We start from the raw sequence: 26,572 nt of genomic DNA on the forward strand, positions 1-26,572 counted from the left end.
ATGCCCATGACCCCCGACGAACCGAAGCTCCTTCCCGACGGTCGCGTCTTCCCGCCGGTGACGCCGGACCCGCCGCCACCTCCCGGCCAGGAGGAGATCATCGTTCCCGACCTCGACTTCGGGTCCGCCGCCGAGGCCGCGGTCGGCTCAGCAGCCGAGGCCGCGAAGGAGCCGGGGGACGAGCCGCGGGACGAAGCGCCCCACACGGCGCCCGACACGGCGCCCGACCCCCAGGACGGGTCAGAGCCCCCCGCGGGTGAGCCGACGGCGTGAGCACTTCGCCACCGCGCCGCCGGCGTACCTTGTGCCGAGGAGGCCGGATGCCGCTGAGCCGGGTCGCCGGGCTCGTGGTCCTGGCGCCCCTGGTGTTAGGGACCGCCGGCTGCGGTTCCCCCGAGGCGGCCACCGCCACGTCGGCTGCCTCCCGGTTCGTGCGCCTGGCCTCGGATGACGTCGCGGCTGCGTGCGACCTGCTGGCACCGGCGACGCGCAGCAAGGTGACAGAGGACGGCGGCGGCGACTGCGCGGCCGGGCTTCGCTCCGCAGACCTGCCAGCCGGCTCGGCCACCGGACCGGACGTGGATCCCGAGATCGCGGGCCACACCGCCATGGTGACGACCGGCGGTCAGACGCTCTTCCTCGCCCTCTTCGACGACGGCTGGAAAGTCATCGCGGCGGGGTGCACCCGCACCTCTGCGGACCTCGCGACGCCGTACGACTGCGCAGTGAGGGGAGAGTGACATGCGAGTGATGTTCTGGGTCCTCGTCGCGTTCATCGCCGCGGGCCTCTGCTTCCAGGTCGCGATGGGGTTGGTGCAGCGATGACGGGGCAGAGACAGCGAGAATTCCTCAAGGACAACGCCCTGTCCCTGGCCTTTCTCCTCCTTCTCCTGCTCAGCCTGGCGGGTCAGGCGCTGTCGGGCGTCGCTGAGTACAACGACCAGGCCCGCACGGCGCAGCTGCAGGAGATCTCGGTGTGGCGGTACGTCACATCGTCCCGCTTCGCGGTGGACACCGCGGAGAACTGGCAGTCGGAGTACCTCCAGTTCGCAGTCTTCATCTTCCTGACGATCTGGCTCGTCCAGCGGGGCTCCTCCGAGTCGAAGAAGCCCGGCGAAGAGGGCCGGGAGTCCGACAAGAAGCAGCTGCTGGGGCGCTATGTCCGGGACGACTCGCCCCCGTGGGCGCGAGCGGGAGGGTGGCGCACCGCGCTCTACTCCCACTCGCTGCTCGTCATCATGACGACGATCTTCGTGCTCTCGTGGACGGCCCAGGCCATCGCCGGTCGAGTCGCCTCCAACGAGGAGCGGATGCGCGAGCTCCTCGAGCCGCAGACGCTCGGGCAGTACGTGACCTCACCGGACTTCTGGAGCAGGACGTTCCAGAACTGGCAGTCCGAGATGCTGGCCATTGCGAGCATGGCGATCCTGTCGATCTACCTGCGCGAGCGGGGGTCCCCCGAGTCGAAGCCGGTCGGCATGCCGCACGACGAGACGTCCGCCGACGACTGAGCCGTCGGCGAGTGACCGGTCGACGAGTGACCCGCGGTGGGACCCGGTCCCCGGCTGGTCCCGGTCAGTCGGCCTCGTCCGGCTCCGCCCCGGTCTCGATGACTCGCGAGGCGATCTCGCGCAGCTTGATGTTCCGGGCCTGGGAGGCCTGCTTGAGCCTCGTGAACGCCTCGGCGGGAGTCACCCGGTGACGTTCGATGAGGATGCCGATGGCCTGGCCGATCATCCGGTGACTCTCGATGGCCCGGGACAGGTGCGACTCCCGGTCAGCGAAGGCCGTCGCCGCCACGACCCGGTCCACGGCGAGCGCGAAAGCCTGACCGAGCAGGTCGCCGACGATCCGCTCGTCGGTCGCGACCCGGCGGGGGCGCCGGAACTGCACCCAGACCCGGCACTCGGAAGAGGGGTGGTTCTGCGGGCTGATCAACAGCCCGGGGACGCGGTCGCTCGGCGCCGGCACCTCTGGCTCGATGGCCGTGAGCAGCTCCCACAGCGTGTCGTCCAGGTCGGCGCGACGCACCGGGCCCGCCGCCGTGAACACGTGCTCCTCCGGCCCGGCGAGGGCGCGGACCGTGGAGTCGCCGTCGAACAGGTCGGCGAAGCCGGTCACCGCGGCCTCGAGCACCTGCTCGAGGTCCTCGGCGCGCCCGAACTCGGCGGACAGGGCCGCGGCGGCCTGGCGGCGCGCTCGAGCGGCATGCTCCCGGGTGACGTCCTGGAGTGACATCACGACGTAGTTGGGCTGGCCGCCGACGCTCTCGACCTCGCGCGTGCTCAGCCGCACCCAGACGTCCCGGTGATCCTTGGTGACGAGCCGGCACTCGCGCCCGGTGATGGTCGCCCCCTGCAGCGCCTGCGCCAGGAGCTGTTCGACGTTCGCGCGGTCCGTCGGCGGCACATCGACCGCGTCGACCTCCGCAACCCCGGTCGGGGTCTGCACCGCCGGCCACCACGGGTGCGGAACGGAGAACGGCCCGTCGTCGGCGGAGAAGCCGAGCAGCTGGGTGAAGGCATCGTTGACCTCGACGACCTCACCTTCGGCATCCGTGATGAGCAGGGCGTCCTGGAACGACTCCATCACGGCCCGGCGCCACGCCGCGTCCCGCAACCGGGCCCGGGACCGCTCGAGGTTGCTCGCGAGCCGGGCCTTCAGGTCGCCGACCGAGAACGGCTTGGAGACGTAGTCGTCGGCACCGGAGGTGAGGCCTTCGGTGGTGTCGCTCTCCGCTGCCCGCGCCGACAGGATGATGACGGGGACATCGCGCACGGCGGCGTTCATCCGGATCGCCCTCGTCAGCGCGAAGCCGTCGAGCCCGGGCATCATCGCGTCGGCCAGGACGATGTCGGGGCGCGAGGCGACGGCCCGCTGGAGCGCGGTCGTGCCGTCGGGCACCATCTCCACGTCGTAGTCCGACTCGAGCGCGCCGCGCAGATAGGTCCGCATGTCGCGGTTGTCCTCCGCCACGAGCAGCCGGGGCCGGGCCGCAGCGCCGTCCGGCACACTGCCGGCGGGTGACCCCGCCACAGCGGGAGGTCGGGAGGTTCGGGGAGCGGGCTCAGCGGCATACGGCTCATACCAGCCCTCCGCCTCGGCGAGGAAGGCGTCGGCGTTGCGCGGGGTGATGGAACGGCCGTCGGCCGGCTCGGCGGACTCGACGGGCGGGGTGCCCCAGGGCAGGCGGATGGTGAAGGTCGACCCGCGGCCGAGGGTGGACTCCACGTCGACGGAGCCGCCCATCAGCTCGGTCAGCTGCTTCACCATGGCGAGGCCGATCCCGGCGCCCCCCTGGAAGCGGGCCCTGCCGCGCCGGGGCAGCTGCTCGAAACGCTCGAAGATCCGGGCGAGGTCGCGACGGCGGATGCCGATGCCCGTGTCGGCGACCGATACGGCGAAACCGTCGGCGCTGCACTCGAGCCGCAGCCGGACGCTGCCGGCGGGGGTGTACTTCAGGGCGTTGCTCAACAGGTTGAGCACGACCCGCTCGTACATGTCCCGGTCGAGGTGGGCGGTCCGCGGAGCGTGGTCGCAGTCGACGACGAAGTCCAGCCCGGCGCGGTCGAAGGCCTGCGTGAAGGAGTCGGCCATCGTCCGGGTCTGGAGCGCCACGTCGAGCGGCTCCGGCAGGGGCTGGAGCTTGTTGGCCGCCATCCGACCGAAGTCGAGCATGGCGTCGACCATGCGGGTCAGCCGAACGGTGTTGCGCTGGACGAGGTCGAGGCGCTCGCGCTGCTCCGGGGTCAGACCGGGGTCGCCGAGCGCCTCGGCGACGGGGCCGGCGATGAGCGTGAGCGGGGTCCGCAGCTCGTGGCTGACGTTGGTGAAGAAGGAGCTCTTGGCGGCGTCGAGCACCTCGAGGGTCTCGGCCCGCTGACGTTCGGTGTCGAGCGTGCGGATCGCGCTCAGCGCCGTGCCCAGGTGCGTGACGCAAAGGGCCAGGTAGGTCGCGAGGGCGGGCTCCCAGGTGCGCTGGGAGGAGCGGCCGACGACGAGGACCTCGGACAGCTCCTCGTCACCGGGGAGGGCGATCGGCAGGGCGTGGAGCCCGGCCACCGACAGGCCGCTGTCGTGCAGGTGGACGGGGCTCGGCAGGTCGTGGTGGACCTGGTGCTGGAGCGTGGCCGCCTGGGTCGCCGCGGCGAGCACGTCCGCGCGCAGCTCCTCCGGGACGTCGAGGTCGCGGGGGTCGTCGGGCAGCGCCGCAGCGTCGACCATGGCGACGACGGGGTGGTCCTGGGGGTTCGACAGGAGCACCTCGGCCGCGAGGCGCCGCACGTGCTCGGCGTCGGTCGCCTCACCGAGCCGCCTCGCGAGGACCCCGAGGGTGCCGAGGCGCCGCTCACTCAGCACGTGGTCGGTCGTCTCGGTGACTGCGGTGAAGACCCCGCCGACCTCGCCGGCCTCGCTGGTGATGGGGCTGTACGAGAAGGTGAAGTAGCACTCCTCGGGGTAACCGTTGCGCTCGAGGATGAGCTTCTGGTCGCGGGACCACGTCGCGACCCCCGTCTCCATGACCCGGTCGAGCATCGGCCCGATGGTGGCCCAGATCTCCGGCCAGACCTCCTTGCCGGCGCTGCCCAACGCGGCAGGGTGCTTCAGCCTGCCGAGCATGGGGCGGTAGCCGTCGTTGTAGATCATGACGTACTGCGGTCCCCACCAGACGAGCATCGGGAACCTGGAGGTGAGGCAGATGCTCACGGCCCCGCGCAGCTCCGTCGGCCATTCGGAGATCGGGCCCAGCGGCGTGTGCGACCAGTCGATGGTGGCAAACCTGGCGCCGAGCTCTCCGGGATGGTCAGGAGCGATCTCGCGTCCAGGCACGCGAGGTGCTGCGGTCATGTGTCTTTGCCTTCGCTCTCGGCGACATGTCAGCGTCGTTCTCCACTGGGTTCGCCCTTCTTGCGAACACTGACACGGACCTGTGGCCGTGGCAAGCCCAGTATCTCACCCGCCGATCGTCAGCGAAGTCGGAAGACGGCGTCGAACGCCTCGAGGCTGCGACGGTGCAACTCGCTGAAGCCGACGTCCCTGGGACCCGGCCGCAGTGGCATGCTCGCCACCGAGCCGCCGATGAGGCGGGCGGCGGGATCCATCCACACGTCGACCAGCCCGATCCCGCGCGCCATGTGTTCCAGCTCGTGGTCCGGGACGGCGCCGAGCACGCGGGCCTCCACGTTCTCCTCCGCGCGGGTGTGGCCGCTCATGGCCTCCTCGAGGAGGCCGAAGTAGATCATGAAGTCCATCGAGGCGGGGTCCAGGCCCTCGAGACGCGTGATGACCGCTTCGATCTCGCGTTCCTCGACGACCCGACCCTGGACCGCCGCCACGTCTCCCACGGACTTGAGCGCAACCGGGTGCATGAAGGTCTGCTCGGCGGACTCGTGGAGGGCGACGTACTGGAGCAGGTCGGCGACCGCCCCGTGTCGAGCGGTGCCGGAGGAGTCACCCACCCTGGAAAGCAGCATGCCGATGTGCGCGTGCTGGCGCTGCAGCACGCTGAGGAGGCTGTGCAGCGAGGACATGAGTTCCTAGTGGTCGAGTGAGGACAGGGGAAAGGTACCCAGCCCCGGATTGGGTAACCGTGTCCGTGCGGGCGCGAGCCGGAGGAGGGCAGGGATGCGGCTGAGGAGGAGTGATCCGGGCAAGCCCGGACTGAGGCGGGTGCGCCGCGGCAAGGGTTTCGTCGTCGTCGACACTGAGGGACGCCGCGTCGACGCGGACACGATGGCTCGGGTCAAGGCGCTGGTCATCCCGCCCGCGTGGGAGGACGTCTGGGTGTGCCCGTGGCCCAACGGTCACATCCAGGCCGTGGGGACCGACGCAGCCGGGCGGAGGCAGTACCTCTACCACCCGGCTTGGCACGAGACGCGGGACCGGGTCAAGCACGAGCGTGTCGTCACGTTGGCGCGACGCCTCCCGGAGGCGCGGGCCGAGATCAGCCGGCGGTTGCGGCGACCCGGGCTGGGGAGGGAGCGGGTCGGCGCCGTCGCGCTCCGCCTCCTCGACGCGGGGCTCTTCCGGACCGGGGGCGAGGAGTACGAGACCGAGAACGGCAGCCACGGCGTCGCCACGCTGCGCAAGGACCATGTCAGCGTCCGGGGGGACGTCGTGTCGTTCTGCTTCCCCGCGAAGTCCGGGGTCGAGCGGGAGGCCGAGGTCCGCGACCCGGCGCTCGCCAAGGCCGTCGCGTCCCTCAAGCGCAGCCGTGGGCCGAGCGAGCGGCTGCTCCAGTACCGGACCGAGGGCGGCGCGTGGTGCGAGCTGACCTCGACGGAGATCAACAGGGACTTCAAGGAGCTGGTCGGTGACGACTACACCGTCAAGGACCTCCGCACGTGGGCGGGCACGGTGCTCGCGGCTGCGGCCTTCGCCGAGCGGGCCGACCACGGTCCGCCGGCGTCCGAGCGGGTCCGCAAGAAGGTCGAGCGCGAGGTGATGACGTTGGTGTCCGAGCACCTCGGCAACACGCCCGCCGTCGCACGCCGGTCCTACGTCGACAGCAGAGTCCCCGATGAGTATGCCGCTGGGCGCACGATCGCTCGGGCGCTCGCTCGGGCCTCGGCTGCAGATCGCAGACGGTTGCGTCGTGGAGACCTCGCGGAGGTCACCGACCGGGCCGCCCTGGAGCGGGCGCTCGTGCGCCTGCTGTCCTGATGGTTAGCGAGCGGTCGGTGGGGTAGGCGCCGCTCATGACCAGCACCCGCCTCCCGATGTCCTCCTTGCCGCCTGCGGCGGCGCCGCGGCGCCTGGACACGATCCCGGAGCCACCGGAGCGGCCCATGCCGCCCCCGGAGCCGGGGCCCTCCCCGGGCCCGCAGCCACCGTCGCCGGGCCCGCCCGGCCCGTTCCCCGGACCCGATCCGACCCCCGGCCCGCCGCCGTTCCCCGAGCCGTATCCCACGCCGAGCCCGCCGAACCCGAGCCCACCGAACCCCGACCCACCCGGGTTCGAGCGCCACCGGTGACCCCGGACCGAGGGCCCGGCACTCGTGGTGGCCCGGGCGACCCGGACGCCGTCGTGGTCGGCAGCGGTCCGAACGGGCTCGTCGCCGCCAACCTTCTCGCCGATGCCGGTTGGAGGGTCGTCGTCCTCGAGGCGCAGGACGAGCCGGGCGGAGCGGTGAAGAGCGCCGAGGACGTGCGACCCGGCTGGGTGCACGACACGTTCAGCTCGTTCTACCCGCTGGCCGCGGCGTCCCCGACGATCCAGGGGCTGGGTCTCGAGCGCCATGGGCTGGAGTGGGTCCGAGCGCCCGCGTCCGTGGGGCATCCGCTGCCGGGAGGCCGGTGGGCGGTGGTCCATCCGCGGCCCGAGGACACCGCCGCCGCCCTCGACCGGCTGCACCCCGGCGACGGGGAGGCGTGGTTGCGGGTCTGCGCCCTCTGGGACCGGGTCGGCGCTGACCTCGTCGGTGCGCTGCTGACACCGTTCCCGCCGCTGCGGGCCGGGCTCCGCCTCGGCGCGAAGGTCCCGCGACTGGGGGGTCTCGCTTTCGCGCGAGAGCTGCTGTTGCCGGTGCGGCGCCTCGGCGACGAGTGGTTCGGCGGCGAGGGGCCGAAGCTGCTGCTGGCCGGCAACGCCGCACACGCCGACATCGCGATGGACGCCCCCGGGTCGGGTCTGCTGGGCCTGCTGCTCGCGATGCTCGGCCAGAGCCACGGCTTCCCGGTCCCGCGCGGCGGCGCCGGACGACTCACTGCAGCCCTCGTCGCCAGGTTCGAGTCGTTGGGCGGGGAGATCCGGACCGGTGTTCGCGTCAACCAGGTGGAGGTCCGGTCCGGTCGGGCAGTCGGGGTGCGGTTGGGCGACGGCGAGCACATCCGTGCCACTCGGGCGGTCGTCGCTGACGTCAGCGCCCCGGCTCTCTTCGGCGGGCTCGTCCCCTGGTCGCAGCTGCCGGACCGACTCCGGCGACGGATGCGGTCGTTCGAGTGGGACGCCGGGACCGTCAAGATCGACTGGGCTCTGAGCGGGCCGGTCCCGTGGGCCAGCGCCCCGGAGCTCACCCCCGGCACCGTCCACCTCGCCGACAGCGTCGGCGACCTCGCCATCGCCGGTGCTCAGCTCGCGTCGGGTCGCGTCCCCGATCGGGGCCTGGTGATCCTCGGCCAGATGGCCGCGACCGACCCGACTCGAGCGCCACGGGGAAGTGAGTCCCTCTGGGCGTACCTCCACGTCCCGCAGCGCCGGTCCCGCGCCGACCAGGCCCACCCCGAGCCGGTCGACGAGCCGCGTGCCGAGCTGGTGGCCCACCAGGTCGAGGAGCGGATCGAGGAGTATGCCCCGGGCTTCCGGGACCGGGTCCTCGACCGACGGGTGCTGGGACCGGCCGAGCTGGAGCGCCGCAACGAGAACCTCGTCGGAGGTGCGGTCAACGGCGGCACGGCGGCGATCCACCAACAGCTCTTCTGGCGGCCCGTGCCCGGCTGGGGCCGCCCGGAGACGCCGGTCCAAGGGCTCTATCTGGCCTCGGCCTCCGCCCACCCGGGGGGTGGCGTGCACGGAGCGTGCGGGTCGAACGCGGCGCGCGCCGCCCTCGCCCATGACCGTCTCGAGCGGCTCACCGCCCGTCGCATCCGCCCGGTGGGTCCGGGCCCCCGGCTGGGTAGGAGACAACCATGAGCCGCACGACCCGCCTCATGAGCTGCAGTCCGGACGACGTCTTCGAGATCCTTGCTGACGGCTGGAGCTTCGCGTCCTGGGTCGTCGGGGCAGCGCGGATCCGCGAGGTCGACGCCACCTGGCCGCAGTCGGGCAGTCGGATCCACCACTCGGTCGGCCTCTGGCCGGCCCTCATCGACGACACGACGTCGGTGCTCCATCTGGACCGACCGCACGCGCTCGAGCTCAAGGTCCGCGCCTGGCCGACGGGCGAGGGCAAGGTGCGCCTCGAGTGCGTTCCCGAGGAGGGTGGCACCCGCGTCATCATGACCGAGGACGCGACGAAGGGGCCCGCCACCCTGGTGCCCCGCCTCGTCCGGGACCCGGTGCTCGACGCCCGCAACACCGAGGCGCTCCGACGGCTCGCCTACCTCGCTGAACGCAAGGCCGCCGAGTCCCGGCCCGCGAAGCGGGTAGAGAAGTCGTAACGAGGGTGCGCGCGAAGCGCACTCTGAACGTCTCTCCGCAGTCCAGACCAGTTCGACTCGAACAACCGAAGGGAACCCACCGATGTCCGGTGTCATCACGCTGATCAAGGAAGACCACCAGAAGCTCGAGTCCGTCTTCAAGAAGCTCGAGAAGGCGGAGCCGCAGGAGATCCCGGGCCTGCTCCGACAGGTGCAGGAGCTGCTCGTCCCGCACTCCAAGGCAGAGGAGAAGGTGGTCTACCCGGCGATCAGGTCGACCGTTCCGGACGAGTCGTCCGACATCGAGGACGGCCTCGAGGAGCACCACCACGTCGAGGAGACGCTCGAGCAGCTGCTCGCCTCCGACCCGGAGGCTCCCGGCGTCGACGGCCTCATCGCCGCGATGATCGGCGAGGTCCGTCACCACGTGGAGGAGGAGGAGGAGCAGATCCTTCCCGCCTTCGGTGACGCGGCGAGCAACCAGCAGCTGAGCGACCTCGGCGAGCAGTTCACCGCCGCCAAGGAAGAGGAGCTGCGGGCCCTCAAGGCGGGCTCCGCGGGCGCGTGATCGCGTAGTCGGTGGCGCCTCACGGCGCCGGAAGCCCCCTCATCGCACGGAGGGTCCTGAACGCCCTGTTCCCAGCGGACAGGGCGTTCAGTCTGCCCGCGGTGGGCCTCGAGGGCCCCCACCCGCTGACGCCGGGGCGCGCGGTTCCGGTCCCGGCTGCGTGGGTAGGGGAGTGACGTCGCCGACCTGTAGATCCGAGAAAGGAAAGATCATGCCGCGCCGTCGTGATCCGGGTCCGTCAGTCAAGGACAAGAAGCTCTACGAGTCGCTCCGTGACGAGGGGGCGAGCAAGGAGAAGGCCGCCCGCATCGCCAACGCGGCCGCCAAGACCTCCCGCAGCGCCGTCGGACGCAAGGGCGGCTCGTCGGGAGACTACGAGGACTGGACGAAGGACCGGCTGCTGAAGCGGGCCCGCGAGATCGGCATCGAGGGCCGCTCGAAGATGGACAAGGGAGAGCTCGTCAAGGCCCTGCGGAACCACTGACGGGGCCGGCGATGCTGATGACCGAGGGCCTCGCGCTCGGGGCCGGCTGGCTCGTCTTCCTCGGGCTCGTGGGGTTTCTCGCCCACATGCTCCTCGGCCGGCGTCGATGAGGGCGGCGCGGTGGCCGCTCGCAGCGTGCCTGGTGCTCGCCGGCTGCGTCGCCCCGGCGGCCGACACCGGTGCCTTCGAGCACAACGCCCTGGGCGCGCTCGAGTCCGCCGTCTCGACCGCTCGGGTGGCGGCCGTGGCGCTGGACGCCCGCGCGAGGGACCGCGTCACGTTCGCCTACGCCAACACGGTCGTCACCGAGGCGGAGGACGCGATCGACCCGATCGTGGCGAGCTTCGGAGTCGTCGACCCACCTGACCGCAGCGTCGACCCCTTGCGGAGGGAGGTGCTCGACCACCTCGGCGAGACCGGTGACCTGCTGGCCGAAGCGCGGATCGCCGTGCGGCGCGGTGACGTCCGCGCCATGACCGACCTCGCCGCCGGGCTCCGGCGGGTCGCCGACGGCATGGATCAGCAGGCCGAGGAGCTCTCGTGAAGAAGCTCTTCGCCATCGCGCTGGGGATCCTCACGGCCATCGGTGGCTTCGTCGACATCGGGGACCTCGTTGCCAACGGGCTCGTCGGCGCCCGCTTCGGGATGTCGCTCGCGTGGGTCGTCGTCGTCGGCATCGTGGGGATCTGTGTCTTCGCCGAGATGAGCGGGAGGGTGGCGGCCGTCAGCGGGCGCGCGACCTTCGACCTCATCCGGGAGCGCCTCGGGCCCCGGGTCGGGCTGCTCAACCTCGCTGCCTCGATGGCGGTCACGCTGTTGACCTACACGGCGGAGATCGGTGGTGTGGCGCTCGCCCTGGAGCTGGCGACCAGCGTCAACCCGTACCTCTGGATCCCCGTGGTCGGAGCGGCGGTCTGGCTCGTCCTCTGGCGGGTGCGCTTCTCGTTGCTGGAGAACGCCTTCGGCCTCGCCGGCCTCGCCCTCATCGTCTTCGCCGTCGCGCTCTGGCAGCTCGGCCCGGACTGGTCGGCGCTCTGGGAGTCGGCGAGCCGACCCGCGCTGCCGGAGGGCGAGAGCCGGGCCGTCTACTTCTACTACGCCATCGCCCTGTTCGGGGCGGCGATGACCCCCTACGAGGTGTTCTTCTTCTCGAGCGGGGGCGTCGAGGAGGGCTGGACCGAGAAGGATCTCGGCGTCATGCGGGCCAACGTCTTCATCGGCTTCCCGCTGGGTGGCCTGCTGTCGCTCGCCATCGCCGCGACCGCTGCGGTCACCTTCCTCCCGCAGGGGATCCAGGTGGACAGCCTGAGCCAGATCGGCCTGCCCGTCGGGCTCGCCCTGGGCAAGCTCGGCCTGGCCTTCCTGCTCCTCGGCTTCTTCGCCGCCACGTTCGGGGCCGCGTGCGAGACCGGCCTCTCCGTCGGCTACAGCATCTCGCAGTACTTCGGCTGGCAGTGGGGGAAGTTCGTCGAGCCGCTCCGCGCAGCCCGCTTCCACACCGTGGTGCTGCTCAGCACCATCATCGGGGTGGGCGTCCTCCTCACGACCGTGGACCCGATCATGCTGACCGAGTACTCCATCGTCTTCAGTGCCGTGGCGCTGCCACTCACCTACTTCCCCATCCTCGTCGTCGCGAACGACCGGACCTACATGGGGAACCACACGAACGGGCGGCTCGCCAACACCCTCGGCACGATCTACCTGTTCATCGTGGGCGTGGCCGCCGTCGCGGCGATCCCGCTCATGGTCCTGACGAGAGCGGGGCAGTGACGTGGCCGACGACCACCTGGACCTCGTCCTTCGCGTGCTGGACCACCAGATCCTCGGCCCGGACCGGGAGCTGGTCGGCAAGGTCGACGACCTGGAGCTCACCCCCACGGAGTCGGGACTGGCCGTGACCGGTGTCGTCGTCGGACCGGGAGGGCTCAGCCAGCGGCTGCCCGGGCGGCTCGGTGACTGGGTCGCCGCCGTGTGGCGACGACTGTCGAGCAGCTCGGACCCCCAGCCGGTCGTCGTGCCGATCGTCCACGTCGCCGACCTCGGGTCGGGCGTCGTGCTGACCGGCCGCGCCGCGACAGCGCTCCAGCGCTCGTTCGGCCTCGAGCAGTGGCTGCGTCAGTACGTCGTCTCCCGGATTCCCGGTGCCAAGGGCGGCGAGGAGGACCGGGCACCGGACTCGGATGAGTCACCAAGCCGGGACGAGCCCCTCGTCAACCTCACCGACCCGCCGACCCGCCCGCCCGGCCCGCACACCCGGTGGCTCAGCCAGCTGCTCGGAGCCCCGGTGGTGGACGAGTCGGGCCGCCACCTCGGCAGCCTCATCGAGCTGCACTGCGGCATCGGCAACGAGCGCTGGACGGTGACCCACCTGCAGGTCACCCGTTCTCCGCTCGGCACTGAGCTGGGCTACCACGCCGACCCCGACCAGGGCCCGGTGGTGCTCCAGCGGGCGTTCCGCCGCCTCCAGCGCCACGACCTGCTCATCGCCGTGGGCGAGGTCCGAGAGATCGACACCGAGCCGCCGAGGGTCGTCGTGGAGACCCGGGACGACCGGCGACACCCCCACCACGACGCGGCGGCTCCCTGACCCGGGGACCGAGCCCAGCGGCATACGACATCACGGCCCCTTGGAAAGGCAGCGACATGAGCACCCACGAAGGCACCCACGGCAGCGTCTGGCTCGACGACCCCGGCCGGCGGCGGCAACCGGCATCCCCCCTGGTCGGGGACGCCGAGGCGGACGTGGTCGTCGTCGGCGCCGGCATCACGGGGCTCACCACGGCCCTGCTCGCGGCGCGCGACGGCAACCGGGTCGTCGTCCTCGAGGCCCGCCGGGTCGGCGACGGCACGACCGGCTACACGACGGGCAAGGTCACCGCCCAGCACTCCCTCATCTACGCGCACCTCGTCGAGTGGGCGGGCGCGGACCGCGCGCGACAGTACGCCGACGCGAACCGGGCCGGCATCGACCTCGTCGCGCAGCTCGTCGAGGAGCTCCGGATCGACTGCTCGCTGACCCGCGCCGACGCCCTCGTCTACACGACCTCCGAGGACTCCCACAAGATCCGGGCCATGGAGGACGAGGCGGTGGCGGCACGGCGGCTCGGCCTGCCGGCCTCGCTCGTCGGCGAGTCCGGCCTGCCCTTCCCGATCACCGCGGGGGTCAGCTTCACCGACCAGCTGCACCTGCACCCGCGCCGCTACCTCGACGGGCTCGCCGACGCCGTCGTCGCGGCCGGAGGGGTCATCCACGAGCAGACGCGCGTCACCGGCGTGACCGAGGAGCGCGGCCACGTCGTCGTGGAGGCCGACGGCGGAAAGGTCACGGCCACGAGCGCCGTCATCGCGACGCTCCTGCCGTTCGGCCTCGTCGGTGGCTACTTCGCCCGGACCCGCCCGACCATGTCCTACGGCCTCGCGGTGCGACTGCGCGGCGCGGCCCCCGCGGCCATGACGATCTCCGTCGACGACCCCACGCGGTCGACGCGGCCCTGGCCGGACGGAGGGCCCGGTGGCCTCATCGTCGTCGGGGGCGGCCACGAGGTCGGAGCGGACGTCGACACCGAGGGCCGGTACGCGGAGCTCGAGGCGTGGGCCCGGGCGACCTTCGACGTGGCCGAGCTGTCCCACCGGTGGAGTGCCCACGACTACACCACGCCCGACCGGGTGCCCTACATCGGGCGACCACCCCTGCACCGGAACGTCTACGTTGCAACCGGGTTCGGCAAGTGGGGGCTGGCCAACGGCAGTGCCGCCGGCCTCGCCATCAGCCACCTCATCGCCGGCCACGACACCCCGTGGCTGCCGATCTTCGATGCGGGCCGCATCGAGGGCGTGCGGTCCGTGCCCACGCTCGTCGGTGGCAACGTCAAGGTGGCCGCCGAGCTCGTCACGGGGGAGCTGCGGCGCGAGGCGCCCCGGTGCTCCCACATGGGGTGCCGCCTCCGGTGGAACGACGCCGAGGAGACCTGGGACTGCCACTGCCACGGCTCACGCTTCGCCTCGGACGGTCAGGTCCTCGCGGGCCCGGCGGTCACGCCGGTCGACGTCGGTGCGGACGGGTAGGGCTTCCCGGTGACCGCACGGTGGTATCGCAGCGGAGTCATCTACAGCCTCGACGTCCGCCTCTTCCAGGACTCGAACGGCGACGGGATCGGTGACCTCGCGGGTCTGACGAGCCGGCTCGACCACCTCAGCCGGCTCGGCGTCAGCATCCTCTGGCTCAACCCGATCCACCCGACGCCGTTCAAGGACGGGGGCTACGACGTCGCTGACTACTACGACGTCGATCCCGCGCTCGGCAACCTGGGCGACTTCGCGGAGTTCATGGCCGAGTGCGACGAGCGGGGCATCCGGGTCATGCTCGACCTCGTCCTCAACCACACGAGCGACGAGCACCCGTGGTTCCAGGCGGCCCGGTCGGACCCCGACTCGCCCTACCGGGACTGGTACGTCTGGTCCGAGGAGGAACCGCCCGACCGCGACCAGGGGATGGTCTTCCCCGGGGTCCAGGAGTCGACCTGGAGCTACGACGAGACCGCAGGCGCCTGGTACCACCACCGGTTCTACGCCTTCCAGCCCGACCTCAACGTGCTCAACCCGCAGGTGCGCTCCGAGATGAAGAAGATCGTCACCTTCTGGGAGCGCCTCGGGGTGAGCGGGTTCCGGCTCGACGGCGCCCCCTTCCTCATCGAGAAGACGACGGCGGAAGGCGGCGCGGGCCGGGACCACGGGTTCCTCGTCGAGCTGCGGGACCGGCTGTCGTGGCTGCGGGGCGACGCGGTGTTCCTCGCCGAGGCCCACGTCCCGAACGACCAGCTGCTCGAGTTCTTCGGGGACGCCGACGGCGCGGCCAGCCGGGTCCAGATGCTCTTCGCCTTCCGCCTAAACGAGGCGCTGATGCTCTCCTTGGCCCGCCAGGCGGCCGGCGCCATCGAGGATGCCCTGACGGGGCTGCCCCCGCTGCCACGGAACGCCGCGTGGGCCACCTTCCTGCGCAACCACGACGAGGTCGACCTGTCCCAGCTCACCGGGGAGGAGCGGGCTGACGTGTTCGCCGCGTTCGGCCCCGAGCCGGACCACCAGCTCTACGAGCGGGGCATTCGCCGCCGGCTCGCGCCGATGCTCGGGGGTGACGAGGCCCGGCTGCGCCTCGCCTACAGCCTGCAGTTCACGATGCCCGGCACCCCGGTGCTGCGCTACGGCGACGAGATCGGGATGGGGGAGAATCTCGACCTGCCGGAGCGGGACGCGATCCGGACGCCGATGCAGTGGTCGGGCACCGAGAACGGCGGTTTCTCGACCGCGCGGCAGGACCGGCTCATCCGTCCCGTCGTCGACCTCCCGCCCTTCGGCTTCAAGGAGGTCAACGTCACCGACCAGCGGCTCGAGCCGAACTCGCTGCTGACGTGGTTCGAGCGGATGCTCCACACCCTCCGGGAGTGCGAGGAGATCGGCGCCGGCACGCATCGGATCATCGGCGGCCCGCCGCCCGCGGTCCTCGTGCACGTGGCGGAGGGGCCGACGGGGGTCGTCATGTTCGTCCACAACCTGGGTGACACGCCGCAGCACCTCGAGCTCGACGATGTCCCGCTGGGGGAGCAGCCACCCGTCGAGGTGTTCTCCGACCATCCCTACGAGGGCGAGCTCGACCCCACCCGGCTCGACGTCGCGCCCTACGGCTTCCGATGGCTCCGCCTCCGCCGCTCCCACGGTCCCGCTCCCGGCTGACCACGGCCGCAAGGTGGTTCAGCCGTATGCCGCTGGGCTCGCTCGGCGGGTCGGGTGCCCGCCCGATCCGGCGGGCAGCGGAGGACGGGTCAGACGGCGAGCTCGACGCGGAAGTCGGTGCCGTCGTCGGTGAGCACGAAGCCGCCGTCGGTGGGGGAGACCTCGGTGCCGTCGTGTCGGACGGTCGACGGGGTCGCGCCGTGGACGACGAGCCGGAAGGCAGTGCGCCGGAGCTCCGGGTAGCCGCCGCCGGTCACCGAGGCGAGGAGGGTCACCTCGTCGCCCTCTCGGGTCACGGTGAACGTGGTGGTGCGGTGCGCGCCGTCCCGGGAGGCGAAGGTCAGCCCGTCGTCCTCGACGAGCCGTGACTCGTAGCGACCCTCGCCGAGTGGGACGAAGAGGTGCAGGTCGATGGAGGCGGGGTGGTACCCGTCGGTCGACGGTGGGGCCTCGGGCCACATCGGGACGACCGAGCCGGCGCGCGCGTACAGCGGGATCCGGTCCATCGGGGTGGGGGCGATGACGTAGCTGCGCCCGACGTGCGGCTCGTCGGTGAACCAGTCGTACCACCCGCCCGCGGGGAGGTAGACCTGTCGGGCGGTCATGCCCGGCTCGTCGACCGGGGCGACGAGCAGGTCCCGGCCGAACAGGTACTCGTCGTCGATGTCCGCGGCCGCAGACTCGTACTGGAAGTCGAGGACGAGGGGGCGCTGCACCGGCTCGCCGGTCTCCGAGGCGCGGACGAAGGCGGCGTAGATGTAGGGCATCAGCCGGTAGCGGAGTCGGACCGCGTCGCGGACCAGGTCGTGGACGACCTCACCGAAGGCCCAGGCGTACTGGTCGATGTACCCCGTCTCGGAGTGGTTGCGGCAGAACGGCGTCAGGGCGCCGTACTGCATCCAGCGGAGGAGGAGCTCGGCGTTCGCGTTGCCCTGGAACCCGCCGATGTCGGCCCCGACGAAGGGCTGCCCGGAGACACCGAAGCCGCAGCCCATCGTGATGCTCAGCCACAGGTGGTCCCACCGGGACTGGTTGTCGCCCATCCAGTTCGCCGCGTAGCGCTGGATCCCGGCGAAGCCGGCGCGGGAGAGGATGAAGGTGCGCCGGTCGGGCATGGCCTCGAGGAGCCCCTCCGTCGTTCCCATCGCCATGAGCAGGGCGTACTGGTTGTGGAACCGCTCGTGCGGGTGCTCGCCGTGGCCGAAGCGCATCGGCTTCGAGGAGATGACCCCGGTCGCCGGCTCGTTCATGTCGTTCCAGATGCCGGCGAGCCCGGACTGGACGTGCGCGGCGTTGAGCTCGCCCCACCACGCCCGCGCCTCCTCCGTGGCGAAGTCGGGGAAGGCCGTGTTGCCCGGCCAGACCTGCCCGATGTAGACGTCGCCGCCCTCGGTGCGACAGAAGAGGTCGCGCTCGAGGCCCTGGTCGAAGACCCAGTAGCCAGGTTCGAGCTTCACCCCGGGGTCGATGATGGTGATGACCCGGAACCCCTGCTCGCCGAGGCGCTTGACCATGCCAGGGCCGTCCGGGAAGGACTCCGTGTCCCACGTGAACACCCGGTAGCCGTCCATGTAGTCGATGTCGAGCCAGAGGGCGTCGCAGGGGAAGTCGTCGTCGCGGTGCCGCTGGCCGAGGGCCTCCACCGCAGCCTGGTCGTACTTGTGCCAGCGGCACTGGTGGTAGCCGAGCGCCCAGATCGGTGGGAGCGACATCCGGCCGGTCAGATCGGTGTAGGCGCGGACGATCGCGGGCATGTGCGGACCGGCGAAGACGTACTCGGTGTACTGGCCGCCCTCGAAGGTGATGCGGTACTCGTTCGCCGGCGCGAACTCGTAGTGGCCGCGGTAGCCGTTGTCGACGAACGACCCGCTCATCTGACCGTGCGGGTAGAGCTGGTGGTAGAAGAACGGCACGGAGACGTAGTACGGGTCGAACTCCGTGCTCGTGCGGTCGCCGCGGGGGTCGCCGGGCGCCTTGCCGGACGTGAACTCCTGGGAGCCGACCTCGCTAAGGACGTCGTTGTTCCACAGGGTGAAGTCGCGGCCCTTCCGGTCGTTGCGCCCGCCCTTCTCGCCGAGCCCGAAGATCCGGTCCGCGCCGCCGCACCGACGCCGGAGGGTGAACGTGTCGTTGAGCGTGGCGTAGGCCCAGTAGCGACCGTCCTCGTCGGCGGCGGTCTCGACCACAGGTGTGCCGTCGGTGCGGTGGACGTCGACGCGGAACGGGTCGAGCCAGAGGGAGACGACCAAGGCCGAGGTGACGAGCCGGACCCGGTCGTCGTCCTCCTCGAGCTCGAAGCGGACCGGTTCGGCGAGGGGGTCGACGCAGACGGCGTGGGTCGGCTCCTCGTCGAAGGTCCCGCCTCGGCTGATCTTGAGGCGCACGACGTCCTCGCGCACGAGGTCGATCCGCAGCTGTTCGGTGTGCACCTGCGCCACCAGGCCGTGAGCGGTCCGCTCGGTCGAGCTGACCTGCTCGAAACGGATGAAGTGGTCGGTCTGCAGCATGTGGTCCTCCTGGGCCCGCCGGGGGCCGGTAGGGGTCGGAGTCTGCCGTTCCAACGTATCCCGGTCACTCCTCCGTCGCCGACCGGAGTCGATGTGATCGATCGGCCTGCACCTCGATCGATCACATCGAACGCCGGGGTCAGCGGGTCAGGCTCGGGTCAGGCTCGGGTCAGGCCGGCTTCGGCTCGCTCAGGCCGGAGCCGTGGAAGCGGGTGCGATAGACCTCCGCCGCCGTCTCGAGCGCCTCGGGCCCGACCCAGCCGAGCGCTTCGACCGCCCCGATCAGGGGCTCATGGCTGGGCCCGGAGCCGACGACGACGCCGGTCAGCAGCCACAGCCGTTCGTCGGAGTCCGGACCGCGCTGTTCGACGTGGTCGAGGCAGCTGCACAGCCGCCGGGCGACCCAGTCCTCGTCCGGACGGGTCCACCAGGGCTCCGGGGTCAGGCCGCTCGCGGGAAGGCCGGGCAGTGCGACCTCCGCCTCGATGTCCAGGGCGGGATGCTCGGCGTCCGGGCCGGGTCCGGCGGAATGGCGCACGTAGAGGGGCGCCCGGAGCCGGGCCAGCTCGACCACCTCGTCGAAGGTCGCAATGGTGTCCACGTTCTCCTTGTACCCCGCGGGCGCCGCGGCTCGCTGCCTCCGGCCGGAGAAACTGGAATGCCGCTGCCGGCCCTCACCGGCCCTCACCGGCCCTCACCGGCCCTCACCGGCCCTCACCCCGGTCCTCGATCGGTCTTACCCGGCGAGGTGGGCCCACCTCTGCGAGAGCTCGCGCCAGGGACCGACCTCGACGACCCGGCCCGCGTCGAGGAGGACGACTCGGTCGGCCTGGGCCAGGGCGGCCGCCTTGCTCGTCGCGCCGATCACCGTCGCACCGCCGGACCGGAGTGCCGCCCAGAGCTCGATCTCGGTGGCCGCGTCGAGCGCTGAGGACACGTCGTCGGCCAGCAGCAGGTCGGCTTCGCAGGCGAGGGCGCGCGCGAGGGCCAGGCGTTGGACCTGGCCGCCGGAGAGCCGGACCCCTCGGTGGCCGACGAGCGCGTCGGGCCCGCCCGCCTCGGCGACGTCGCGCTCCATCCGGGCGGTCGCGAGGGCCGGCTCGACGCGGCGGCGGGCATGGTCGAGGGCCACGTTGTCCGTGAACGTCCCGGACAGCACCCGGGGCACCTGGGCGATGTGTGAGACCCGGGCGGGTCGCAGCTCCACCTGCGCGTCGCCCACGGGCCGGCCGTTCCAGAGGACCTGGCCGGTGTGGGCCGTCAGACCCACCAGGGCGGAGAGCAGGCTGGACTTGCCCGAGCCGACCTGGCCCAGCAGGAGCACGAGCTCGCCCGCCTCGACCGTGAGGTCGACGTCCTGGACGCCGATGGTGCCGTCGTCGTGGACCGCGGTCAGCCGGTGCAGGGTGAGGGTGCGCAGTGGATCGCGCGGGCCGGGCTCGGGCTCGGCAGCGGTGCCGTGCACCAGGTCGAGGCCCGGGGGCAGGTCCATCAGGTCGCCGCCGCCGGCCAGGTCGCTCGTGGCCCGCATCCAGGCGCGCACGCCGGGTGCCTCGGTGACGACCGACCCGGCGACCCGGCCGAACCAGTCGAAGCCGCTGACGGCGTTCGCGACGAGCAGCGCGATCGCCAGCGGCCACGTGCCGTGGAGCAGGCCCGCCCACGCTGCCACGACACCGCACTGGACCATGACGATCGGCACTCCGTCGAGCAGCGCCTGGACCCGGTGCTCGCGGACGGCCGCATCGACCCGGCCGCCGTCCACCTGGCGCAGGTGCTGGTGCACCTGCGGGGTCGCGGCGGCGAGCTTGACGGTGCGGATCGACTCGAGGGCCGAGACCAGCGACCGACCGAAGCTGGCCCGGGCCGTCGAGGCGGCCGCGGCGGAGCGTCCGGCGACCGGTCGGCCCAGGGTCGAGGCCAGCGCGGAGACGACCATGACCACGAGCAGGACCGCGCCGGCCAGCCACGTGCGGGCGATGAGGGCCGTCATCGAGGCGACGATCAGCCCGTTGACGAAGTCGACCCAGCGGTCGGTGTAGCGCGCGAGGCGGTCCGCGTCCATGGTGCGGGCGACCACCTCACCGGGCGGGGTCCGGACGAGCCGGCGCTGCGCCGTCTGGCCGGCGAGCACCGCGGCGCGCACCCGGAGCCGGACCTCCACCCACCAGTGCGGATAGGTGCGGAACGCCTGCGACAGGACGAGCGGGCCCATCACGAGCGAGACGACGAGCGCACCGAGCCGCCAACCCGGCTGACGTCCGGACTGCAGGTCGGTGACGACGAGACCCCAGACCCAGCCGGTCACCGCGCCGAACGCCCCGGTCAGCGAGGCGATGAGGAAGAACCCAGCGCCGAGCAGGCCCCACTGCGGCTGGATGCTCACCGTGTGAAGGACCTGCCTGGCCAGGCCCGGGCTCGGAGCCAGCTCCGGGGGCGGTGGCGGGGTGGTGCTCCGGCGGACCGAGCCGATGGAGGCGTCGTCGTGGTGGTGCTCCTCCACGGCGACCTCGTGGGCGGCCGCCTCGAGGAGCCGGCGGAACGGCCCCTCGGCGGCGGCCAGCCGGTCGCGGGGGCCCTGCTGGACCACCCGACCCGACTCGAGGACCGCGACCTGCTCGGCGCGCTCCGTCGTCGACAGGCGGTGGGCGACGAGGATGCCGGTGCGCCCCGAGATGAGCCGGTCCGCGGCCCGGACCACCCGCGCCTCGGTCACCGGGTCCATCCGGGCGGTGGCCTCGTCGAGGACGACGACCCGCACGTCCCGGACGAGCAGCCGGGCGAAGGCGACGAGCTGCTCCTCGCCGGCCGAGAGCGTGGTGCCGCCGGGGCCGAGCATCGTGTCGAGGCCGTCGGAGAGCCCGGCGACCCACTCGGTGAGACCGAGCTCGGCGACGGCGGCCTCGACCCTGGCCCGGGGCACGTCGCCGAAGAGCGTCATGTTCTCGGCGAGGGTGCCGGCGAGCACCTCGGTGCGCTGGGTGACGACGCCGACCGCTGCGCGCAGCTGCTGCAGGTCGAGGTCCCGCACGTCGACCCCGCCCAGCAGCACCGTCCCACGCGGCGGCTCGACGGCGCGGGACAGCAGTGACGCGAGCGTGGACTTGCCGGAGCCGGTGCGTCCGACGAGCGCGCAGGTGTGCCCTGCCGGGACGAGGAGGTTGACGTCGCGAAGCGCGAACGTGCCCGTGTCGTAGCTGAACTCGAGCCCGCGGAACTCCACGCCGAGCGACCCCTCAGGGAGAGGCCGCCCTCCGGTGGGCTCGGCGGGCGACGCGAGCATGGCCCGCAGCCGGAGGACCGCGCCGAAGCCTTCCTGCAGGTCAGGCAGGTGACGCGCGAGCATGTCGACGCCGCCGACGAACATCGTCGTGACGAGGAAGAGGGTGACGAGCCGGGCGGTCGAGAGGTCGCCGGCGAGCACCAGGGCGGCGCCGACGACCGCGACGGCGGCGAGCGCGCCGTGGAGCAGCCCGCCGCTGCGCCGGGTGATCCGGGCCTCGACCTGGAGGACCCGCTCGAGAGCCGCGTGCACGCGTGCGGCCATCCGTGCGTTGCGGCGCAGCACGTGCGCCTGGCCCAGTGCGGTGCGCAGGTCGTCGCGGGCGGCGATGCCTTCCTCGGTGGAGGCCGCGTGGTCCGTCCAGGCCGCCTCCTCGATCACCTTCCGCTCGGCCACCTGGGGGAGCAGCCGCCGGACGACCCAGTAGGTCGCGAGCCCCGTCAGGGGGAAGAGGATCGCGGCCGGCCACCAGGCGATGCTGGCGACGACCCAGAGCGGGCCGGAGGCGAGCAGGGTGCGCACGGCCTGCCACACGCCCCAGCGCATCAGCTGGCCGACCTCCCAGGTGTCGTCGTCGATGCGGTCGAGGACCTCGCCCACGGCCTGCTCGGACAGCTCCGACAGCGGCTGGGCCATCGCGGCGTCGAGCAGGTCGGCGCGCAACCGGCCCTCGGCGCGGTCGCACACCACCGCCCAGATGACCTTGGCGACGGTGTCGATGACGGCACCGCCGACGACGCAGAGCGCGAGGAGCAGGACGAGGGTCGACGTGGCGTGCTCCGCCAGCCGGCCGGCGACCATCGACCCCAGGGATGCCGAGACGGCGCCGAGCAGGGACATCGAGAAGCAGACGACCGTGAGGGGCCGGTGGACGCGGCGCCAGTCCACGGGCACCCGCCCCGTCGGAGGGCGGGCATCCCACCGAGCGCCCAGCTCGGTCGCCTGCGGCTCGTCCTGCTCCACCCTCGTCATCGTCACAATCACTGAACGCTACCGACCGCAGCCGACAGCCCGCCTCCGGTTTTCCCCTCCGGGCCAGCGTCCGTATGCCGCTGGGTCAGGTCGCGCTCGCGGGTCCCGTCCGGTCCCGGGGCCGTTTCGGGGTCACTTCGGCGGGCGGTCGCCCGGACGGTGCAGCAGGAGCCACCGGTAGCCGTAGCCCTCGACCTCGAGCTCGATGCTCCCGTCCGCGGCGACGGGGTGCTCGCGGCGGTCGCCCAGCAGGTCGACGAGCACGGAGCCGGGTGGCACCTCGCCGAGCGAGACGTCGACGAGAGTGCTCTCCGGGGCGAGGTTGTGCAGCGCCAGCATGGTCCAGCCGTCCTCCTCCCGGGCCAGGTGTGCGAGGACGCTCCGGGGCTTGGTGCGAGGCACCTCCACGGTCGACCAGCCGATCTGGGGGTACTGCCGCCGGAGCCGGATCAGGGTGCGGATGAACCACCACAGGGAGTCGTGGTCGTGGCGCTGGCTCGCGACGTTGACCCGCTCGGCCGAGTAGAGCCCGTCGGGCATCGGCCGGGTCAGCTTGCGGGGCGGGGCGTCGCTGAAGCCCCCGCTCGGGTCGTCGCCCCACTGCATCGGCGTCCGGACCGAGAGACGACCGGGCACGTCGAGGTTCTCGGCCATGCCGATCTCCTCGCCGTAGAAGAGCACCGGTGTCCCGGGCAGGGAGAACATGATCGAGTAGACGAGGCGGAGGCGTCGGCCGTCACCGCCGAGCATCGACGGCAGCCGTCGGCGCAGGCCCCGGCCGAAGAGCTGCATCCCCGGATCGGGTCCGAACGCGTCGAAGACGTCCTGTCGCTCCTCGTCCGTCAGCTGGTCGAGAGTCAGCTCGTCGTGGTTGCGGACGAAGTTGGCCCACTGGCTGGTCACGTCGAGGGCCGGGCGCCGGCGCAGGGCTCCCTCGATCGGGCGCGCGTCCTCGCGGGCGAGAGCCAGGTAGAGGGCCTGCATCGCCGCGAAGTCGAACTGCATGTTGAGCCCGTCGCCGTCCGCACCGCCGAAGTACGTCTTCTGGTCCTTGTAGGGCAGGTTGACCTCCCCGAGGAGCAGCGCGTCGCCGACCCGTCGGGTCACGTACTTGCGGACGTCCGCGAGGTAGCGCTTCGGGTCGAAGGAGACCTGGTGGTGGTCGGCCGGCACCGTGTCCGGCGTCATGAGGAACGGCACGGCGTCCACCCGGAACCCGGACACCCCGAGCTCGAGCCAGAAGCCGATCGTCCGGGCGATCTCCTCCTGCACCGCCGGGTTGACCACGTTGAGGTCCGGCTGGTGCTTGTAGAAGTGGTGCAGGTAGTACTCCCCGGTCTTCGGCTCCAGCTCCCAGAGGCTGTCCTCCTGGTCGGGGAAGACGATGTCCTTCGGGTTCGTCTTCGGCTTCGTCGGGCTCCACACGAAGTAGTCCCGGTAGGGGTCGTCCGTGCTGCGCCGCGCCGACCTGAACCACGGGTGCTGGTCGGACGTGTGGTTCATGACGAAGTCGAGGATGACGCGGATGCCGTGGGCTCGCGCGGTCCGCACGAGCTCGACGAAGTCACCGTGCGTCCCGAGGCGGCGTTCGACCCCGTAGAAGTCGGTGATGTCGTAGCCGTCGTCCTTCGACGGGGTGGGGTAGATCGGCATGAGCCACAGGCAGGTGATGCCGAGGTCGGCGAGGTACTCGATCTGCTCCGTCATCCCCCTGAGGTCGCCGACGCCGTCGCTGTCGGAGTCGTAGAAGGTCTGGACGTCGGCGCAGTAGAGGACGGCCGTCTTCCACCACAGGTCACCGGTCTGGCTCATTCTCATGGATGGCCGGTTACCCACGAACACGCCCGAAGCCACGCCTCCGGACGCATCCTCAGGGGTTTTGCCGATGCCGCACCGGGTAGACGGCTGCTGCACGCAAGAGCGGCCAGCGCCCGCGCCGACGACTCGACGAAGGACGGAACCGGATGCCCACGATCGGCTTCCACTGCTCGCACGAACAGATTCCCCCCTCCCAGCTCCTCGAGGACGTCAGGCACGCAGAGGCGGCCGGGTTCACGGCAGCGATGTGCTCGGACCACCTCGAGCCGTGGAGCACGGACCAGGGCCAGTCCGGCTATGCCTGGTCGTGGCTCGGCGCTGCGCTCAACGCGACGCGCCTGCCCTTCGGCGTCGTCACGGCGCCGGGCCAGCGGTACCACCCCGCCATCACGGCGCAGGCCATCGGCACCCTGGGAGAGATGTTCCCCGGGCGGTTCTGGGCTGCCCTCGGCTCGGGGGAGGCGGTGAACGAGCACGTGACCGGTGACGGCTGGCCGCGCAAGGAGCTCCGGGACCAGCGGCTCGTCGAGTGCGCCGAGGTGATCCGGCGCCTGCTCGACGGCGAGCGGGTGTCCCACGACGGGCTCGTGACGGTCGACCGGGCCAAGGTCTGGTCCCGCCCGAGCACGCCCCCGGACCTCGTCGCCGCGGCGGTCAGCGTCGAGACGGCCGGCAGCGCCGCGGCCTGGGCCGACGGGCTCATCACGGTGAACCAGCAGGAGGGCGGGGACCGGCGGGCCGCCGAGGCCTACCGGGAGCACGGCGGGCGGGGGCCGGCCCGGCTCCAGCTCCACGTCAGCTGGGCGCCTTCCGAGGACGAGGCGCTCGACATCGCGATGCAGCAGTGGCGCAGCAACGTCTTCGGCTCGCCCGTCGCGTGGGACACCGACTCCGTCGACGCCTTCGACGAGCTGGGGCGGCACGTCACCGAGGACGACGTCCGCCGTTCCGTGCACGTATCAGCCGATCTCGAGTCGCATGCGGCCCGGATCGGGCAGGCGTTCGACGACGGCTTCGACGCGGTCATGGTGCACTTCGTCGGCACCGACCAGGCGCCCTTCATCGACGCATTCGCAGCAGCGGTCCTCCCTCAGTTCACCCCCGCTGCCCTCACTGGAAGGAGCACATCGTGACCAGCAGCATCGGAGAGCGCGCGGCCTCGATGGTCCGCAGCGACGACAAGGGCGGCTTCCCGCCGCAGCAGCAGGACCCGCCCGGACTCACCCAGCGGATGGAGCCGGTTCCCGACCACGGCGAGGAGACCTACGTCGGCCACGGCCGGCTGGAGGGGCTCAAGGCGCTGATCACGGGCGGCGACTCCGGAATCGGCCGCGCGGTCGCCATCGCCTTCGCCCGGGAGGGCGCCGACGTGGCGATCAACTACCTCGCGGACGAGCAGGCCGACGCGGAGGACACCGCATCGTGGGTCCGCAAGGCTGACCGCACGGCCGTCCTCGTGCCCGGTGACCTCACGGAGCGCCAGACCTGCGACCGTGTCGTCGCCGAGGCGGTCGAGGGTCTCGGCGGGCTCGACATCCTCGTCAACAACGCGGGGTTCCACTGGGACAAGGGGCCCCGTGACGGGCTCGAGGGACTGACCGACGAGAACATCGAGCGCGTCATGCGGACCAACCTCCACGCGGTGCTGTGGCTGTGCCGGGCGGCGCTCCCACACCTCGGGGAGGGCTCGTCGATCATCAACACGACGTCGATCCAGGCCTACGACCCGTCGCCGGCGCTGCTCGACTACGCGGCGACCAAGGCGGCCCTCAACAACCTCACCGTCAACCTCGCGCAGTCGTTGGGCCCGAAGGGCATCCGCGTCAACGCGGTGGCGCCCGGGCCGATCTGGACCCCGCTGCAGCCGGCCACCCGGGACACGGAGAAGATCGAGACGTTCGGCTCCGACACCCCGCTGGGGCGCGCCGGCCAACCGGGCGAGGTGGCCCCGGCCTTCGTGTTCCTCGCCTCCCCGTCCGACGCCAGCTACGTCTCGGGCACCGTCGTCGGCGTCACGGGCGGGGGAGCGGTGTTCTGAGCAGACCTCACCGTATGCCGCTGGGCTGGCTCCCAGCGCATGGGCGCTGAGCGCTCCAAGGCGTAATGTCGAAGCGGCGAAGCCGATCGTGGAC

Annotated in this window: 21 protein-coding genes; 15 read left to right on the plus strand and 6 right to left on the minus strand. The window is 71.9% G+C overall.

The window, feature by feature from the left end; translation table 11 throughout:
• Positions 1-6: 6 nt before the first annotated feature.
• The 3 genes from INTCA_RS02220 (at position 7) to INTCA_RS02230 (ending at position 1,511) form a co-directional block, all read left to right on the plus strand.
• Positions 7-273 (plus strand): hypothetical protein, encoded by a 267-nt coding sequence (locus INTCA_RS02220; RefSeq protein ID WP_013491304.1) that lies wholly within the window; start codon positions 7-9, stop codon positions 271-273.
• A 47-nt stretch (positions 274-320) separates the two neighbouring features.
• On the plus strand, positions 321-740 hold the full coding sequence (locus INTCA_RS02225; RefSeq protein ID WP_013491305.1) for a hypothetical protein: 420 nt from the start codon (positions 321-323) through the stop codon (positions 738-740).
• Positions 741-821: 81 nt separating this feature from the next.
• Complete coding sequence (locus INTCA_RS02230; RefSeq protein ID WP_013491306.1) at positions 822-1,511, plus strand: DUF6766 family protein; 690 nt, start codon at positions 822-824, stop codon at positions 1,509-1,511.
• A 64-nt stretch (positions 1,512-1,575) separates the two neighbouring features.
• Here INTCA_RS02230 and INTCA_RS02235 read toward each other — a convergent pair whose 3' ends face one another.
• Both INTCA_RS02235 and INTCA_RS02240 read right to left on the minus strand, forming a co-directional pair.
• Positions 1,576-4,848: an ATP-binding protein gene (locus INTCA_RS02235; RefSeq protein WP_013491307.1), complete on the minus strand. Its 3,273-nt coding sequence runs from the start codon at positions 4,846-4,848 to the stop codon at positions 1,576-1,578.
• A gap of 119 nt (positions 4,849-4,967) precedes the next feature.
• Entirely contained in the window at positions 4,968-5,531 is a 564-nt protein-coding gene (locus tag INTCA_RS02240) for a hemerythrin domain-containing protein (RefSeq protein WP_013491308.1), read from the minus strand.
• 94 nt (positions 5,532-5,625) lie between these two features.
• Here INTCA_RS02240 and INTCA_RS02245 point away from each other — a divergent pair, with 94 nt between their 5' ends.
• The 10 genes from INTCA_RS02245 (at position 5,626) to INTCA_RS02295 (ending at position 15,860) form a co-directional block, all read left to right on the plus strand.
• Complete coding sequence (locus INTCA_RS02245; protein ID WP_013491309.1) at positions 5,626-6,663, plus strand: DNA topoisomerase IB; 1,038 nt, start codon at positions 5,626-5,628, stop codon at positions 6,661-6,663.
• 307 nt (positions 6,664-6,970) lie between these two features.
• A complete protein-coding gene (locus INTCA_RS02255; protein ID WP_052337947.1) occupies positions 6,971-8,632 on the plus strand; it encodes a phytoene desaturase family protein in 1,662 nt (553 codons plus the stop codon).
• On the plus strand, positions 8,629-9,099 hold the full coding sequence (locus INTCA_RS02260; protein ID WP_013491311.1) for an SRPBCC family protein: 471 nt from the start codon (positions 8,629-8,631) through the stop codon (positions 9,097-9,099). The genes INTCA_RS02255 and INTCA_RS02260 overlap by 4 nt, the downstream gene beginning before the upstream one ends.
• Positions 9,100-9,181: 82 nt before the next feature.
• The gene (locus INTCA_RS02265) at positions 9,182-9,646 is read left to right on the plus strand and encodes a hemerythrin domain-containing protein (RefSeq protein ID WP_013491312.1); all 465 of its coding nucleotides are present in this window, start codon (positions 9,182-9,184) and stop codon (positions 9,644-9,646) included.
• Positions 9,647-9,857: 211 nt separating this feature from the next.
• Positions 9,858-10,130, plus strand: coding sequence for a DUF7218 family protein (locus tag INTCA_RS02270; protein ID WP_013491313.1), 273 nt, complete (start codon positions 9,858-9,860; stop codon positions 10,128-10,130).
• Positions 10,131-10,236: 106 nt separating this feature from the next.
• The gene (locus INTCA_RS19375; protein ID WP_013491315.1) at positions 10,237-10,674 is read left to right on the plus strand and encodes a hypothetical protein; all 438 of its coding nucleotides are present in this window, start codon (positions 10,237-10,239) and stop codon (positions 10,672-10,674) included.
• Entirely contained in the window at positions 10,671-11,900 is a 1,230-nt protein-coding gene (locus tag INTCA_RS02280; RefSeq protein ID WP_013491316.1) for an NRAMP family divalent metal transporter, read from the plus strand. The genes INTCA_RS19375 and INTCA_RS02280 overlap by 4 nt, the downstream gene beginning before the upstream one ends.
• Position 11,901: 1 nt before the next feature.
• Positions 11,902-12,717, plus strand: a complete 816-nt coding sequence (locus INTCA_RS18495; protein WP_013491317.1) for a hypothetical protein — start codon at positions 11,902-11,904, stop codon at positions 12,715-12,717.
• A gap of 56 nt (positions 12,718-12,773) precedes the next feature.
• On the plus strand, positions 12,774-14,195 hold the full coding sequence (locus INTCA_RS02290; RefSeq protein ID WP_013491318.1) for an FAD-dependent oxidoreductase: 1,422 nt from the start codon (positions 12,774-12,776) through the stop codon (positions 14,193-14,195).
• Positions 14,196-14,204: 9 nt separating this feature from the next.
• Positions 14,205-15,860, plus strand: coding sequence for an alpha-amylase family protein (locus INTCA_RS02295; protein WP_013491319.1), 1,656 nt, complete (start codon positions 14,205-14,207; stop codon positions 15,858-15,860).
• Positions 15,861-15,949: 89 nt separating this feature from the next.
• Here the strand turns inward: INTCA_RS02295 and INTCA_RS02300 are convergent, their stop codons facing one another.
• The 4 genes from INTCA_RS02300 to INTCA_RS02315 all read right to left on the minus strand — a co-directional run bounded on the left by INTCA_RS02300 (position 15,950) and on the right by INTCA_RS02315 (position 24,440).
• A complete protein-coding gene (locus tag INTCA_RS02300) occupies positions 15,950-18,367 on the minus strand; it encodes a glycoside hydrolase family 31 protein (protein WP_013491320.1) in 2,418 nt (805 codons plus the stop codon).
• 169 nt (positions 18,368-18,536) lie between these two features.
• Complete coding sequence (locus INTCA_RS02305) at positions 18,537-18,968, minus strand: DUF6098 family protein (RefSeq protein ID WP_041307166.1); 432 nt, start codon at positions 18,966-18,968, stop codon at positions 18,537-18,539.
• A 135-nt stretch (positions 18,969-19,103) separates the two neighbouring features.
• Positions 19,104-22,622 carry an ATP-binding cassette domain-containing protein gene (locus INTCA_RS02310; protein WP_013491322.1) on the minus strand — a complete coding sequence of 1,173 codons (3,519 nt, stop codon included), beginning with the start codon at positions 22,620-22,622 and terminating at the stop codon, positions 19,104-19,106.
• Between the two features lie 132 nt (positions 22,623-22,754).
• A complete protein-coding gene (locus tag INTCA_RS02315) occupies positions 22,755-24,440 on the minus strand; it encodes an alpha-amylase family protein (RefSeq protein ID WP_013491323.1) in 1,686 nt (561 codons plus the stop codon).
• A 146-nt stretch (positions 24,441-24,586) separates the two neighbouring features.
• On the opposite strand from INTCA_RS02315, the gene INTCA_RS02320 reads away from it, so the two are divergent.
• Together INTCA_RS02320 and INTCA_RS02325 are read left to right on the plus strand one after the other, a co-directional pair.
• The gene (locus INTCA_RS02320; RefSeq protein WP_013491324.1) at positions 24,587-25,573 is read left to right on the plus strand and encodes a TIGR03885 family FMN-dependent LLM class oxidoreductase; all 987 of its coding nucleotides are present in this window, start codon (positions 24,587-24,589) and stop codon (positions 25,571-25,573) included.
• Between the two features lie 29 nt (positions 25,574-25,602).
• Positions 25,603-26,478, plus strand: coding sequence for an SDR family oxidoreductase (locus INTCA_RS02325; RefSeq protein ID WP_052338067.1), 876 nt, complete (start codon positions 25,603-25,605; stop codon positions 26,476-26,478).
• Positions 26,479-26,572: the final 94 nt, after the last annotated feature.

It is taken from the genome of Intrasporangium calvum DSM 43043, assembly GCF_000184685.1.
Classification (GTDB): domain Bacteria; phylum Actinomycetota; class Actinomycetes; order Actinomycetales; family Dermatophilaceae; genus Intrasporangium; species Intrasporangium calvum.